This window comes from Granulicella sp. L60 (assembly GCF_009765825.1).
In the GTDB taxonomy this organism is placed as follows: Bacteria; Acidobacteriota; Terriglobia; order Terriglobales; family Acidobacteriaceae; genus Edaphobacter.
The window spans coordinates 191,798-207,110 of the sequence record NZ_LMUR01000011.1; the positions used below are offsets into that span (position 1 = coordinate 191,798).

14 protein-coding genes are annotated in these 15,313 nt (G+C 57.6%); 5 read left to right on the forward strand and 9 right to left on the reverse strand.

Annotated features, from left to right (window positions below; all coding sequences use genetic code 11):
* Nucleotides 1-50: 50 nt before the first annotated feature.
* Complete coding sequence (locus GSQ82_RS07075) at nucleotides 51-389, reverse strand: L-rhamnose mutarotase (RefSeq protein ID WP_158791595.1); 339 nt, start codon at nucleotides 387-389, stop codon at nucleotides 51-53.
* 167 nt (nucleotides 390-556) lie between these two features.
* On the opposite strand from GSQ82_RS07075, the gene GSQ82_RS07080 reads away from it, so the two are divergent.
* From GSQ82_RS07080 to GSQ82_RS07095, 4 genes are all read left to right on the forward strand, one after another.
* Nucleotides 557-1,306 (forward strand): SDR family NAD(P)-dependent oxidoreductase, encoded by a 750-nt coding sequence (locus GSQ82_RS07080; RefSeq protein WP_158791596.1) that lies wholly within the window; start codon nucleotides 557-559, stop codon nucleotides 1,304-1,306.
* Between the two features lie 54 nt (nucleotides 1,307-1,360).
* Entirely contained in the window at nucleotides 1,361-2,677 is a 1,317-nt protein-coding gene (locus GSQ82_RS07085; RefSeq protein WP_158791597.1) for an L-fuconate dehydratase, read from the forward strand.
* Entirely contained in the window at nucleotides 2,674-3,582 is a 909-nt protein-coding gene (locus GSQ82_RS07090; RefSeq protein ID WP_158791598.1) for a fumarylacetoacetate hydrolase family protein, read from the forward strand. The genes GSQ82_RS07085 and GSQ82_RS07090 overlap by 4 nt, the downstream gene beginning before the upstream one ends.
* Nucleotides 3,583-3,718: 136 nt before the next feature.
* Nucleotides 3,719-6,202, forward strand: a complete 2,484-nt coding sequence (locus GSQ82_RS07095) for an Ig-like domain repeat protein (RefSeq protein ID WP_158791599.1) — start codon at nucleotides 3,719-3,721, stop codon at nucleotides 6,200-6,202.
* 18 nt (nucleotides 6,203-6,220) lie between these two features.
* On the opposite strand, the gene GSQ82_RS07100 is transcribed toward GSQ82_RS07095, so the two are convergent.
* The 8 genes from GSQ82_RS07100 to GSQ82_RS07135 form a co-directional block, all read right to left on the reverse strand.
* Nucleotides 6,221-6,934: a ZIP family metal transporter gene (locus tag GSQ82_RS07100; RefSeq protein ID WP_254061476.1), complete on the reverse strand. Its 714-nt coding sequence runs from the start codon at nucleotides 6,932-6,934 to the stop codon at nucleotides 6,221-6,223.
* Between the two features lie 124 nt (nucleotides 6,935-7,058).
* On the reverse strand, nucleotides 7,059-7,574 hold the full coding sequence (locus GSQ82_RS07105) for a DUF4149 domain-containing protein (RefSeq protein WP_158791601.1): 516 nt from the start codon (nucleotides 7,572-7,574) through the stop codon (nucleotides 7,059-7,061).
* Nucleotides 7,575-7,598: 24 nt separating this feature from the next.
* A complete protein-coding gene (locus tag GSQ82_RS07110) occupies nucleotides 7,599-8,453 on the reverse strand; it encodes a zinc metalloprotease HtpX (RefSeq protein WP_158791602.1) in 855 nt (284 codons plus the stop codon).
* A gap of 11 nt (nucleotides 8,454-8,464) precedes the next feature.
* Nucleotides 8,465-9,787 (reverse strand): carboxypeptidase regulatory-like domain-containing protein, encoded by a 1,323-nt coding sequence (locus GSQ82_RS07115; protein WP_158791603.1) that lies wholly within the window; start codon nucleotides 9,785-9,787, stop codon nucleotides 8,465-8,467.
* A gap of 36 nt (nucleotides 9,788-9,823) precedes the next feature.
* Entirely contained in the window at nucleotides 9,824-10,111 is a 288-nt protein-coding gene (locus GSQ82_RS07120; RefSeq protein WP_371417176.1) for a hypothetical protein, read from the reverse strand.
* 5 nt (nucleotides 10,112-10,116) lie between these two features.
* Complete coding sequence (locus tag GSQ82_RS07125; protein ID WP_158791605.1) at nucleotides 10,117-10,632, reverse strand: cytochrome c-type biogenesis protein CcmH; 516 nt, start codon at nucleotides 10,630-10,632, stop codon at nucleotides 10,117-10,119.
* Complete coding sequence (locus GSQ82_RS07130) at nucleotides 10,625-12,694, reverse strand: heme lyase CcmF/NrfE family subunit (RefSeq protein ID WP_254061477.1); 2,070 nt, start codon at nucleotides 12,692-12,694, stop codon at nucleotides 10,625-10,627. Before GSQ82_RS07130 ends, GSQ82_RS07125 begins: the two co-directional genes overlap by 8 nt.
* Before the next feature lie 65 nt (nucleotides 12,695-12,759).
* Nucleotides 12,760-13,158 (reverse strand): response regulator, encoded by a 399-nt coding sequence (locus GSQ82_RS07135; protein ID WP_158791606.1) that lies wholly within the window; start codon nucleotides 13,156-13,158, stop codon nucleotides 12,760-12,762.
* A 299-nt stretch (nucleotides 13,159-13,457) separates the two neighbouring features.
* Between GSQ82_RS07135 and GSQ82_RS07140 the strand changes: the two genes are divergently transcribed.
* Nucleotides 13,458-15,287, forward strand: a complete 1,830-nt coding sequence (locus GSQ82_RS07140) for a sodium:solute symporter family protein (RefSeq protein WP_158791607.1) — start codon at nucleotides 13,458-13,460, stop codon at nucleotides 15,285-15,287.
* Nucleotides 15,288-15,313 lie beyond the last annotated feature (26 nt).

The following is a 15,313-nucleotide window of genomic DNA, read 5'->3' on the forward strand; positions in this document are numbered from 1 at the left end:
TCTACTCTTCCCGGGGCTTTCTGCATTCATCCCACGCAGGGCGACCGGCCCTATTGCTCCTTCAGGTCGAATACTCTCTCCATCTCTGTCCACCATTGTTCGGCGCCCGCGTTCGGCAACTGCTGCTGGAAGGTGCGCATGAGCGCTTCCCATTGCTGGACTCGGGTGTTCGAGGCATCCGCAGCAGCCTTCGCCGTAAGCGAGAATCCGTCGACCACGTCCATGATCATGAACATTCGTGTTCCCAGTAGATAGATCTCCATTTTCGCGACTCCTGCGTCAAGCAAACTCTGCTTGATCTCAGGCCATATCTTCTCGTGATATCGCTTGTATGCGGCGATTCCGTTCTCGTCATCCTTCAGATCAAGCGCAAAACAGTGTCGTGGCATGCTTCCTCCATATTTGTTTTCTTCGGTCTCGCCGTGCGGGTCAACCGAAGACTATCACCGGCACATATACGACCGTTTCACAGGGAACTCAGCGCCAAAATTTCTTCAGACGAAACCGCTAGGAAAAGAGGTATGCTTCCACTGTGGACGAAAGGGAAGTTCAACCTGTGACAGATTCATTTCGCCTGGAAAAAAAGATTGCCCTCATTACCGGAGCGGCTAGCGGTATCGGCGCAGCTACTGCACGCGAGCTCTCCCGTGCAGGAGCGCACGTTCTCATCGCCGATCTTAACCTCTCCGCCGCCCAATCCCTCGCCGCTGAGCTCCCCAACGCCCGCGCTCTCGCAATGGATGTTACCGATTCCGCCTCCGTCGCCGCGGTCTTTCGTGAGATCGACCATCTCGATATCCTCGTCAACAACGCAGGTATAGGCCTGGTCGGCGATATAGCTCATACCTCCGAAGAAGATTTCAGCCGCCTGATGCGCGTGAACGTCCATGGCGTCTTTCTCGTCACCCAGGCTGCGCTTCCTCTGCTTCTGGCATCGCATGGCAGCATCATCAACATAGGTTCTGTGGCGTCCACGGTTGGTGTCAAACAGCGCTTTGCCTACTGCGCCAGCAAGGGAGCCGTCCTGGCCATGACGCGCCAGATCGCGGTCGACTACCCTCGGGAGCTGCGCATTAACTGCATCGCTCCAGGCACAGTCCAGACTCCCTTTGTCGAAGGCTATCTCGAAAAATATCACGCTCACGAAAAGGAAAAAGTTAGGGCTGAGTTAGTCGCGCGCCAGCCCATCGGCCGCCTGGGTACGCCAGAGGACATTGCTTCCCTCGTGCGTTATCTCAGCTCTTGCGAGGCAGAGTTTATCAACGGCGCGCTCATTCCGATCGATGGTGGCTGGACTGCGGCTTAGTTCACGCACCTCGAATTAAATTACGCAATTCACCCAGAAAGTGAAGACGAAAAGTTGAACGAGATACTCATTACTTCCGTCCGTGTCATCGACCTGCGCTTTCCGACGTCGCAGGAGAGCATTGGTTCAGACGCTGTCAACAAAGACCCTGATTACTCAGCAGCCTACTGCATCCTCGAGACCAACTCCGGCCTCGAAGGTCATGGCCTTACCTTCACCCTTGGACGCGGTACCGACCTCGTGGTTCAGGCTGTTCGCTACCTCTCCCGCTATGTTGTCAACCGTACGCTGAGCTCTCTTACAGAGGACCTGGGTGCCTTCTCCCGGCAGCTTACCGACGATAGCCAGTTCCGCTGGCTCGGACCGGAGAAGGGAGTGATCCATCTCGCTACAGGTGCGCTCCTCAACGCTGTCTGGGATCTCTATGCTCGCGCTGAAGGCAAGCCTCTTTGGCAGCTACTCGTCGACCTCGATCCGGCTCAACTTCTCAAAGCCGTGGAGTTCCGGTACATCGATGACGCCATCTCGCGCTCCGAAGCGCTCGATCTCCTCATCGCACGGAGAGAGGGCCAGCAGGAGCGTCTCGCCCAGCTCCGCGAGACCGGTTATCCCGCTTATACAACCTCGGTCGGTTGGTTCGGTTACTCGGAAGAAAAGATTCGCCGCCTCTGCCATGAAGCGCTCGCCGAGGGTTGGACTCACTTCAAACTCAAAGTTGGTGGCGATCCCGCAGACGACCTCCACCGCGGACGAACTGTACGTGAAGAGATCGGCTGGACCAACAAGCTTATGGTCGACGCCAATCAGAAGTGGGGCGTCCTAGAAGCCATCGAACGCACTCGCCAGCTTGCCGAGCTGAAGCCCTGGTGGATGGAAGAGCCCACGAACCCCGATGACATTCTCGGTCACGCTCGCATCCGCCGCGAGGTGCCGCAGGTTCGCATCGCAACCGGTGAGCACTGCCACAATCGCATCATGTTCAAGCAGTTTTTGCAGGCGAAAGCTATAGACGTCGTACAGCTCGATAGCTGCCGCGTCGCCGGGGTCAATGAGAACCTTGCAATCCTCCTGCTCGCAGCCAAGTTCGACGTGCCCGTCTGTCCTCATGCAGGCGGGGTCGGCCTCTGCGAGTACGTTCAACACCTCGCGGCCTTCGACTATCTCAGCGTATCTGCCTCGCTTGAGAATCGTGTCATCGAGTACGTCGATCATCTCCACGAACACTTCCTTACCCCGGTGCACATTCGCAACGGACACTATCTCCTCCCCGAAGAGCCCGGCTACAGTATCCAGATCCGCAAAGATTCCCTCATCCGCTTCGCCTACCCAACCGGCGCAGCCTGGAGTGAGGTCAGGAGCAATCACGCATGAAAATTGTAACCTTCTCCACGCAGTCGGACACTGCGGATCAACAGCCTCTTACACCCAGCTCTCCCGTCGCAGCATCCACTCTGAGCCTGGGCATTCCGACTCCTGGAGTTCTCGCCGGCGATGATGTTGTCGATCTCTCCGCGCTCGGCTACCCCACTGTTGTGGACATCATCGCTGGCGGCGGCAAGGCGCTCGAGGAGATCCAGTCGAAGCTATCCCGACTACCGCGCCTGCCTCTTGCCAGCGTCACTCTTCTTGCCCCGATTCAGCGTCCGCCGCGCATCTTCGCCATCGGTCTCAACTATCAAAAACATGCTGACGAATCGAACATGCCGGTCCAGAAGGTCCCGACTGTCTTCATGAAGCTCTCGAGTTCCGTCGTCGGTCCCGACCATCCCATCATTCTGCCGAAGCTTAGCACCCAGCCTGACTATGAGGCCGAGTTCGCCTTTGTCATCAGCCGACCCGGCTACCAGATATCCGCCTCTGACTGGCGACAGTACGTTTTTGGCTACACCATTCTCAACGACGTCAGCGCACGGGACATCCAACTCTCCACCTCGCAGTGGACTCTCGGCAAATCATTTCCATCCTTTACCCCGCTTGGCCCGGCAATTACCACTGCTGATGAGATCGCCGATCCTCACGCGCTCGACATCTCCCTCACCATCAACGGCGAGACCATGCAGAGTTCCAATACTAGCGACCTCATCTTCAAGCTTCCGGAGATGATTGCTTACATCTCCAGCATTACTCCTCTCGAAGCCGGAGACATTATCTCCACTGGAACCCCCGAGGGCGTAGGGCTCGGTCGCAACCCTAAGCGCTGGCTAAAGCCCAACGAAGAAGTCGTTGTCACCATCGAAAAGCTGGGCCAGCTTCGCAATCGCACCATCGCTGAATAAAAGATGTCTCCTCCTTTGCAAAGCTGGCAGTCGGCCAACGAGAACACAGGAGTATCAAAAGTCGTATCCGCCGGGAAAATCCTGAGGTAAAGTAAGACCAGTGGCGCAAGCGAAATCGCCAACGCGCCGGTCCTTCATGGGTAAGCAGAGCCTCTCTCCCTCGCGTCACAAGCACGCTCCTCTCCGGATCGCACTCTCGCTCCTGCTCCATCTTGTCTGCTGTTTCGCCGCGCCCGCGCAGACCGCCTCTGACCCTGTACTTTCGGTGTCGCTCCTTCTTCCTTCTGCCATCGTCTTCGATGCCGCAGGCAATCTTTACTTCGCTGAGACCGCAAATCACGTCATCCGCCTGCTCGACACCACGGGCAAACTTACGATCGTCGCTGGCACTGAAACGCAGGGCCTCTCTGGGGACAGCGGCTCCGGCCCGAACGCAATGCTTGATTCTCCGCAGGGACTTGCGCTTGATACCGCCAATAATCTGTATATTGCCGACACCCACAACCACCGCATCCGGAGACTCAGCCTCACGACCGGCATCATCACCACCATCGCTGGCACCACCGCTGGCTTCTCCGGTGACAACGGCCTCGCCACCACAGCTCAGCTTGATCTTCCTACGGCTCTCGCGCTCGACCACTCCAGTAACCTCTATATAGCCGATACCGGCAATCACCGCATCCGCAGACTGAACCTCACGACCGGCATCATCACCACAGTCGCCGGTACAGGGATTCAGGGCTCCTCTGGCGACAATGCTCTCGCGACTGCTGCGACCATCGACTCTCCTACGGGCCTTGCGGTCGACGCTGCCAACAACCTTTACCTCGCCGACACCCACAACCATCGCATCCGTCGGCTTAATGTCTCCACTGGTATCATCACGACTATTGCCGGCACTGGCATCGCAGGTTTTTCCAGCGACGACGTGCCTGCCATAACCTCCGCTCTGGCTCTCCCTCAGGGGATTACCATCGACGCCGCCGGTAATCTCTACCTTGCCGACGTCTCCAATCATCGCATCCGTCGTATCGATGCCATCACCGGCGTCATCACCACGGTTGCTGGCACCGGGATTCAGGGCTTCTCCGGCGACGGCGGTCCTGCCATCTCCGCGTCCGTGGATATGCCTCGCACCACAACTCTTTCCCCGTCTGGTCTCGTCACTCTCGCCGACACTGCCAACCAACGCATCCGACAGCTCGAAGCCCAACCCGCCCCCTCTACGAACATCCAGACGATTACGGGCCTGGGCCCTAGTCTTGCTTCATCCCTCACCCTCACTGCTCCTGCTGTCATCGTCTACGGTACTGGCCTGATCACCGCATCCTTATCGGCCTCCGGTACGGCCACTGGTCCAGTCACCTTCGTGAATATCTCGGGTGCCAAGACGGCGACACTAGGAACAGCGTCCCTGGTCGGAGATGTCGTTACTCTATCTACCGCCGGCCTGTCAGTAGGCGACTACACTCTCTCCGCTATCTATGCCGGGGATCAGAGCCATCTCTCTGAACAAAGCTCTCTGTTCAGTCTCCAAATCGTTCCGCAACCTCTTACCGCCGCAGTTATGCCGACAACCGCTGTCTACGGCCAACCCATCCCCACCTTCAATGGATCTATCGCCGGAGTTCTTGCTCAAGATGCCGGTAATGTCTTTGCTACTTTCTCTACCACCGCCGCCAGCCTCTCACCCGTGGGATCTTACCCCATCGTTGCGCTCCTCACCGGCGCGGCAGCAGGGAACTACAGTGTTACCCCGGCCACGCTTACCATCACGCCTGCCGCCACGGTCATAACCCTCAGTAACCTCACCGCGACAGCAACCAGCGGCGCGCCCACCACGCTCACCGTACACGTCGCCAGCACCACCACCGGCACGCCTTCAGGCATCATCACTCTCCTTGACAGCTCCGTTCCGATCCTCACCACGGCTCTCACCAGCACCGGCGATGCAGTCTTCTCCACCAGTTCACTTGCCCAAGGAGTCCATAACTTTACCGCTGTTTATAACGGCAGCACCAACTTTTCCGCCAGCGTCTCCGTGTCCCAGCAGGTCACCATCGGCCCGGGCACGCCCACTCTCCCATCCGACTTTACCCTCGCCGCCACCGGCTCCTCCACCCAGACAATCCTCTCCGGAAGCTCCGCCAACTTTACCTTTGCTGTTCAGCCACAGGGCGCACTCGCCAGTGAGATTACCCTTGCTGCCAGCGGTCTCCCCAATCTCGCTATCGCCTCATTCAACCCCGGCTACATCCCTCCCGGTTCTCCCACGAATACTTTTACCCTGACCATTGCGACGCCACAGACCATTGCCAGCACTCGCGGCCGTTCGCCCATTGGCTGGGCTCTCCTGCTGTGTCCTGGTGCCTGCTTGATGCTTCGTCTCCGCACCCGCGGCTTCGTGCGGCGACTTGTTCTGTTGGCGATTGTTACGCTGCCTATGATCTTTGCGACTGGCTGCGGCGATCGCGTCAACTCTTCAGGCTCGCTCGGCACCGCCGCCGCTACGAAGACTTACACCATTACCGTCACCGTCACCGGCACGGCCACGACGGCAACCGGCAGCATATTGCAGCACGTCGCCACCGTGACGCTCATCCTCCAGCCAGCTTCCTGATGAGTTGGCTAACGACGCTTAACCGGGTCCAAGCAATCGCAACAGAAAGAACACCACTACCCCGACAAAGAACACCAACGCCATCTTGATTCCTGGCTCGCGGTTCACCTCGGGTACCAGGTCCGTTGCGGCGACATAGATCGTCACGCCCGCCGATAGCGGCAGCCCCGCACGCACCCAGTTTGGCTCCAGGTTGATGACCAACACCCCAAGTACCGTCATTGCCCCGAGAAACAACGCCGAGTTCAGGGCCATCGCCCTTCCGCGCCCACCCGCGAGCATGACGCTTGCCATCGTAAAGCCTTCGGGAATCTTATGCAGAAATACTGCGAAGAAGAGCACCCAGCCCAGCCAGTGCGATAACACGAACCCCGACCCGATCGCGACCCCATCGAAGAACGTATGCGTCGCCAGACCCAGAAGTACCGAGTAGCTCGTCTTAGCCGAAAGAAACTCATGGTGGTGCGTCTCTTCGCCAAAGTGGAAGTGAGGCACCAGCGAATGTTCCAGTAGATGCACACCGCAGTACCCAGCCAGAATCAGCAGCGGAGCCCACTTTGGGTTGACGTGCAGTCCTTCGGGAACCATCTCCAGCAAAGCCGCTGCGAGCATGAAACCCGCGCCCAGTGCGACAAAATAGCGTAGCGCCCGCGCGGAAGGAGACCGTCTCACTAAAAGAAATCCACCCAGGTAATCCGCCAGTCCCGCCACCAGTCCCAGCGTCAGGCTCAACCATAGCGCCGACACCGCTAGCGGCCGTGGCGCATCGTCACAATATCGCCACCCTTCGCTGTCTTGATCGAAACCTCAAAAAAAGACGTCTTACAGGTCTCTTGCCTGTCCAGCACCCTGATTATCATGGTCTAACGATTTTACCCGTCTCCGGCCACTGCGACTCGCGCGATAGGAAGAACACCGCGCCCAGTCCGCAGAACAACGCAAATCCCTCCAACCGTTCTGACAGCACATGCAGCCGCTCAAAGTCCAGCCGTCCGGCATTATCTGTGGGAGCCGCATCCACTAGACCACCCGCCAGCGCCCGGTCCACATCCATCGCAGGCAGTATCTTGTACTGCGAATAAAATGTCACTGCCATCATCAGGCCAGTCAGCACCATCTCAATTGCGAACCCCACTCTGGCCGGTACCTCCGCTCGCAGCCAGAGGATTCCTGTCGCCAAGTAGAAGACCGCTCCCCCAATCAGGCCGATCGAGTGCAGTATCCGCAAGGTTCCGCCCACAATCAGCCCTGCGTCATGCGCGCTTGAGAGGGTATGAAACGCAACCGGGGCCAACACAAACGCAAAAAAAATAAGTCCGCCCACCCATGCCACCATCGCGTACAACCGTAGGGCCCGTAAAAAAGTCTGCATGCTAAATGAAGTCCTTCCTGTTGATCAGACGTGGTCCCTTCCGATAAGTCTTCGAATCCGCTCCTTCATGGGAGGATGCGTCGAGAACAAACTTCCGATCCCTCCACTTCCCAGGAGTGGCGCGACGATAAATAGATGTGCGTTCGACGGCGAAGCCTGCATTGGAATTCGCTTCGAATACTCTTCAAGCTTCTGCAACGCCCGTGCCAATGCATACGGATTGCCGGTCGCCGCCGCACCTGTCGCGTCTGCCTCGTACTCCCTGGACCGAGAGATCGCAAGTTGAATCAGTGAAGCTGCGATTGGAGCGACGATAATCATCAGCAGGCCACTCAGCCCACCGCCGCCACGTCTTTCACGACCGCCTCCGCCGCCCCCGCCAAACAGGGAGGCCCAATATCCCATTCGCGCGACCATCGTAATCGCCCCGGCAAGCGTGGCCGCAATCGAGCTCGTCAGTATGTCGCGGTTGCGGACGTGCCCAAGCTCATGGGCCAGCACACCTTCCAGTTCCTCGTCGTCAAGCAGCTGGAGAATTCCTTGCGTCACCGCGACCGAAGCGTGCTGCGGATTCCGTCCCGTTGCAAATGCATTAGGCGACTCCGTCGGTAGCACATAGATCTTCGGCATCGGCAGACCCTGCTTCGCCGTCAGCCTTTCCACTGCTGCGTATGCTCGTGGAAGCTGCTCCCGTGTTGCCGGCTGCGCGTTGTACATTCGCAGCGCCAGTTTGTCCGAGAAGAAATACGTTCCGAAGTTGAATGCGACCGAGATGACAAACGCGAGCATCATCCCGTTCCGTCCACCAAAGTGATCACCGATCAATATAAGAAACAGCGTCAGTACTACAAGCAGCAATGTCGACTTGAACGTATTCATTGGTCAGTCCCTCATGCAACCGGTCCCGTTACCTTGGACGCAGCGGAGCTCTGTTCGCCGCGCAGTAGCGCCCGGCGCAACACAACCTCGAGCGCTGCCTTCTGTTCTATATACTCGCTTTCGCTTAATCGTCCCTGCAACCTGTCCGTCTCCAGAGCAAATAGCTCTTCTTTCATCGCCGTCAGCAGGGAAGCAGGCGCGTCTGCAACCAGACCGGCAGCCGTGCGCGACACCTGTGCTGGGTTATTCTTCAGCATAATCCCGGCGCCCACTGCCATCACCAGCCCCAACCCGCCTAGAATCCACCACTTGTACTTTGCCCAGGGGTCGTTCGTTCCCTCCGGATCAAGCGGAGTTCCCAGTCCGCCACCTGGCCTCGTATCGCTGGCTGCCGTACCGGCTGCGGGGGCAGGGCCTGTCTGAGCTGAATCTCCTGCCGCGCTCTCTGCTCCGGCCGTTGCGGCGGCACCGGCATCCCGAGGCATCTGGCCCGTGCCCGAGACTGTAAAATCAAGCGGCTGCGAGGGTTGCACACTTCGCGCAACGTACGTCTGCGCCGTCGTCTCCTCGGTCACCGGAGTATAGGGGGAAGCTGGTCCCGGCTTGAAGCCCATGCTCTTCGGCATCATGATCGCAACCGTGTCCGTCGGCATCTGCACCCGCGGGGCAAACTTCATGCTTCCGCTATAGGGCAGGCGGTATGTAATTTGAAACCTGGTCTCGCCTGGTCGAATTGGAAAGATAAAGGTGTAATGGCCGGGATCTCCCACGGGCACCGGCGAAGCCTGCACCGGCATTCCACCCGGAGCCAGCGCCGCCGAACCCTCCACTACCGAACCTTCGGGCAGATAAAACTCAAATGGCTTGTCGCTGAACTGCGTCAACGGTGGGCTCGACTCATTCTTTACAAAGAAATTCTCGACCACATGCAGCGCCTTGCCGCTCTCGTCGGTCTGGATGCGCATGACATCCGCCTCGCTGCTCACACCCTTCACCTTGTCTGCGGCGTTATAAACCTCAACCTCTACCGACTGGGTCCCTGGAGGAGCCGGTCGAAAGTAGTTTGCCTTGTCGTGCGTCACCCGGACCAGGTGCAGCCCATTGTCCGGAAGGTCCAGCGTAAAGCGGCCCTTTGAATCTGTCTTGGTCCGCGCCGCCTCCTGCATCCCCTGTTGCAGGCGAATCAGAACCACATCGTCGCCAGCCGCGGGCTTGTTCGTCGTCTTATTTGTAACGACACCGGTGATCGAATCGGCAAAGGCAAAGCCAGAAACAGCTGCCAACATCGCAGCAGCCACAACAACACGTCGCAGGGAAGAGGTAAAAAAGGTCACGCTTAAGTTTACGTCAAAGAAGGGAAGCCAAGACCTTCAGGCTCTACTCCGCCGCCCAAAATCTCCACGTGCTTCCAGTACTTCCATCTCTGTCATGACTCGCGCCGCCTCGTCCTCCAGCCCGGCACGCTGCTCGGCATAGTCTTCTTCCGGATATTTCCCGGCCATGTACTCGAAGTTCAGGTCTCTCAGATTCTCGTAGATCGCGTCCTTGCGCTCGCGCAGATAATCTACCCTCGTCTTGTCTGCCTGGACGAATGGATTCCGCTCCGGCCAGAAGATGAATACAAACAACGCAAACGTCAGTACCACACCAGCAATCATGCCCATCAGTACTCCGTCTCCCGTCGTATCCGTTCCCGTAGTTCATCCCCGCCCGCGCTTGGGCCTGCTGCGTTCGCCGTTATGCGCTGTCCTGATCGCAGCTTCCACATCCGGATGAGAAATCCCGTCCCTACCGTCGCCAGAAAGAACACTGTAATCGGTGCAATCCAAGCCACATTATCGAATCCGCCACGCATCGGAGAAGCCAGAACTATCGCCCCATACTTCGCTGCAAACCAATTGAAGATCGCCGTATCCGACTGGCCACTATCCATCAATGAGTGCAACTCTCCAATCATTACTGGCGAGACAGGACAGCCAACATGGTTACACTCCAACAAAATCTGTCCGCAGGAGCAGGTGCAGATCATCTCGTGCCCGGCCTTGTCGAATCGAGAAGAAGGATTTGCTCCCAGCATCACTACGGCCAATAGACAAACGATCCCTGCCTGCGTCCATCGGCGAACAGAAAGTCGAACAGAAAAATGTGACGAGAAAAAACTGTAAACAATGCTAAACATGATGAACCTCGGCCACTTCCATCTTTGGTTCAACCGCAACCCGCGCAGGCGTCCTCGCCATATTGGGCACCAAGGCCACCACTGTACCCATTACGACGATCAATACGCCAATCCAGATCCAGTTCATCAGCGGATTCAGAAACACCTTGATGATCGGCCGGTCCGTATCCGGATTCTTACCCTCATAGATCACATACAGATCGCTCGCCAGCGTCGAGTGCAGCGCGACCATCGTCGATGACGTCTGGCTCGCCTTATAAAACCGCTTCTCGGGTGCAAGCTGCGTGATCTGTCGGCTGCCCTTGAAAACATCCATCAGCGCGTACTCGGTGTCGTAGTTCGGATTGCTGTCCTGGGTGTAGCTCTTGCACACCAGCCTGTACTGACCCAGCTTCAGGGTGTCGCCAAACCCCATCTCCTGTTCATGGGACTGGTTGAACGCGCCACCCGCGATCCCGATAAACATAACCACGATTCCGAAGTGAACGAGATATCCGCCATAGCGGCGAGTATTCCGTCGCATCAATAGGATTGTCGATGCCAGCAGATTCTTTCCTGTCTGTGTCCGCACTACCGAAGCTCCGCGCAGGAACTCCGCTGAGATCGCCGTAATTACCCCGGACGCCAGCGTAAACGTCACCAGCGAGAAGAGGGTCGCTTGCCAGTCATCTCCAGCCTCCCACGGTCTGATGCCAATCGCCAGCAAGACCACCAAAGCTACGCCCATCGCAATGGATGGCAGTACAAAGTTCCGGCGAATCGATCGCAGCGACGTGGAACGCCACGCCAGCAGCGGTCCAATTCCTGTGAGAAATAACAGGAACAAGCCTATCGGCAGGTTCACCCGGTTATAAAAGGGAGCCCCCATCGTAACCTTTGTCCCTTGCACATACTCGCTGAGCACCGGGAAAAGCGTTCCCCAGAGCACCGTAAAGCAGGCAGCTAGCAAGATGAGGTTATTGAACAGAAAACTGGACTCGCGGCTTACCAGCGACTCCAGCTTGTTCTCCGACTTCAGATGATCTTTCTGCTTGAAGAAGGTGAACAGGCAGATCGCGAACACGATGATGATAAAGCCGTAGAACCAGTCGCCGATCGAACTCTGCGCAAACGCGTGCACCGAACTTACGATGCCCGACCGTGTCAGAAGTGTCCCTAGAATCGTCAGCATGAACGTCGAGAAGATCAACCAGACATTCCAGCTCTTCATCATGCCGCGCTTCTCTTGCATCATCACCGAATGCAGAAATGCCGTTCCCGTCAGCCATGGCATTAGGCTCGCATTCTCTACCGGGTCCCAGCCCCAGTAGCCGCCCCAGCCCAGCACGCTATACGCCCAGTGCGCGCCCATGAAGATCCCGCAGGTCAGGAACATCCAGGTCACCATCGTCCAGCGGCGTGTGATGTGAATCCATTTTTCTCCGGGATACCGCATCATCAGCGCGCCCAGAGCAAACGCAAATGGAACCGAAAAACCGACATAGCCCAGATACAGCAGGGGCGGATGCATCACCATCTCCGGATACTGCAGTAGCGGATTTAACCCGAACCCATCTGTCGACACCGGCCCAGGCTGAATGGCGAACGGAGGCGCCGCAAAGTTCAGCAGAAGCAGAAAGAAGACCTGAATTCCCGCCAGAATTGTCGAAGCAAACGCCGACAGCCGCACATCCACGCGATGGCGCATCCGCAGAACAAATCCGTATGCGCTCAGCAGCCAGGCCCAGAGCAGGAGCGATCCCTCCTGCCCGCTCCACAGCGCCGAAAATTTGTAGGCTGTATTTAGGTCTCGATTGGTATGGTGCAGAATATACGAGACCGAGTAGTCATTCGTGAACGACGCCCAGACCAGCGCAAACGCCGCGCAACTGAGCGCAACAAAACTTGAGATTCCGGCCCGGCGTGCTGTCTCGCCCAACCGTCCTGCGCCGCCATCCACACCGGCAGCCAGCCCGCGCGTCCGCCACAGCGCCACCCCACCCATCACCAGCGTGTAGACGCTCAGCGCCAGGGCCAGCAAAAGCGTAAAACTTCCAAATTCCGGCATCGGATGCAGTCGCATGTATTCCTCTACCCCATTCTCTCAAGGGCAGGGCGGAACAGCAATCAACCGTTCGATGGAAGTGTTTACCGGATTGGCGGTGAAGCGGTATCGGGTTCATCCTGATGCACCAAGCGATGTACTGTCTCCAGCAGAAGCTCTGGCAGCAGAGGCTTTACCCGGAAGGTCACATCCAGCCCCACGTACTCCTGCTCCGCCTCTTCCAATCCACTGATAACCAGTACTGGAATCGTAGGGAGCAGCTTCCGTAAGGCCCGCACAAAGTCCGCGCCATTCATCCCCGGCATCAGATGATCGGTAATAACAAGTTTAATCTTTTCCGGGAACTCGTCGTTTTGAAACTGATCGAGCGCACGCACCGGATTTAGTGCGGCAATCACAAAATATCCTGCCCGTCTCAGGATCGTCTGCCTGGTTGCGGCCTGTACGGCATTGTCATCGATAAGAAGTAGTGTGTCTGTCATACCAGAATCTATTGCTCCAAGGAGAGAGAAAGGGGACGAATCCCGAAGATGTTCATTCACCATCGTCGCACCTTCTTACCTCTATAGAACTCAACTCTGAGAAAGTACGACCTGGCCATATTATTGTGATGCAGAATTTTGCCCTGAGGCAGGTATCCGCTGCAACTTTTCCTCGCGCGCCGCATCGCCACGCGCCTGACCCGTCTCCTCCGGTCCGGAGAGCTCTGGACGGACCCACCTGCAGGATTTAGAGTGAGCCGTATCATCTCTTTCTATTAGGTGCGTAAAATAGGGTTATCGTGAATCTTTCTATCATCGACTGGCTCATCATGCTGGTCTACTTCGTCTTCGTTCTGGGGATCGGTTTTGCCCTTAAGCGCTACATGCGTACCTCGAACGACTTCTTCCTCGCCGGGCGATCCATTCCGGCCTGGGTCTGCGGCCTTGCCTTTATCTCCGCCAACCTCGGCGCCCAGGAGGTTATTGGCATGGGCGCCTCGGGAGCCAAGTACGGCATCATTACCAGCCACTTCTACTGGATCGGCGCCATTCCCGCCATGGTCTTCGTAGGCATCTTCATGATGCCCTTTTACTACGGCTCGAAGGCTCGCTCTGTCCCTGAATATCTCCGTCTACGCTTCGACGAGAAGACCCGTGCGGTGAACGCCTTCTCGTTTGCCATCATGACTGTGCTCAGCTCAGGCATCTCCATGTACGCGATGGCACTGTTGATCCAGACTCTGGGGCTGTTCCACGGCATCATCCCCGACGCTTACATCTTCCACGTCTCTGTCTTTCTCTCCGCGATCATCGTCCTCGGCTACATCTTCCTCGGCGGTCTCACCAGCGCCATCTATAACGAAGTCCTCCAGTTCTTCCTCATCGTCGCCGGCTTTGCTCCTCTTGTATGGATTGGCCTCCGCAACGTAGGGGGCTGGCAGGGAATCAAACGTACCCTGCCGGCGACCATGACCCACTCCTGGCGCGGTATGGCTCACGCTTCCACCAATACTCTCGGCGTCGAGTGGGTGGGTCTTGCCATGGGCCTGGGTTTCGTCCTCTCCTTCGGCTACTGGTGTACCGACTTCCTCGTCATCCAGCGCGCCATGGCTGCCGACTCCGAGATCTCTGCCCGCCGCGTCCCGCTGATCGCCGCTATCCCCAAGATGTTCTTCCCCTTTCTGGTCATCCTGCCCGGCCTCATCGCCGTCACGGTAACCAGTCACATGGCCGGAGCCGGAAGCACTCCCACTGTACTCAGTGCGCCGAGCCAGAGTCCCTCGGCATTGCTTGCCAGTACAGCACATGAGCCGCTAGACGACGCCCACCCACACGGGATCATCCCACTGAAGACCAATCCCGTCAGCGGCCAGCCCATCCTCGACAGCAACGGCCAGCCTGTCTATAACTACGACCTCGCCATTCCGGTCATGCTGCTCCACTTCTTCCCAACCGGCATTCTTGGGCTCGGACTCACCGCCCTACTCGCCAGTTTCATGTCAGGCATGGCGGGCAATGTTACCGCCTTCAACACCGTCTGGACCTACGACATCTACCAGGCGTACATCAATAAGCGTGGCACCGACGCCCACTATCTCTGGATGGGCCGCATGGCCACGATTGGAGGCGTCGCGCTGTCCGTCGGGGCCGCCTATCTCGTTACCAACTTCAACAACATCATGGACGCGCTGCAGCTCGTCTTCTCGATCATCAACGCTCCACTCTTTGCCACCTTCCTGCTCGGCATGTTCTGGAAGCGCACCACCGGTCATGGAGCCTTCACCGGCCTTATCGCCGGTACTGGGGCTGCGCTCGTCCACCATGGCCTCACCTCGCCGGTCGATGCTGCGGTTGGCATCCACGGCGGCTGGATCCGCGTGATTCATCACTACCCGAGCGACATGGCCCAGAACTTCTGGACCGCTATCTTTGCCTTCACCGTCAACCTTCTCGTCACCATCGCAGTCAGTCTCGTGACCACCCCACGACCCGAGCCGGAGCTTGTGGGTTTGGTGTACTCCCTCACACCGAAACCCGTAGAAACTCACCTGAGCTGGTATCAAAAGCCGGCGACCCTTGCCTTTGTCGTCCTCGCCATGCTCGTTATCCTCAACCTCGTCTTCGCCTAATGCCGTATTTCTTTTAATTTCAAACG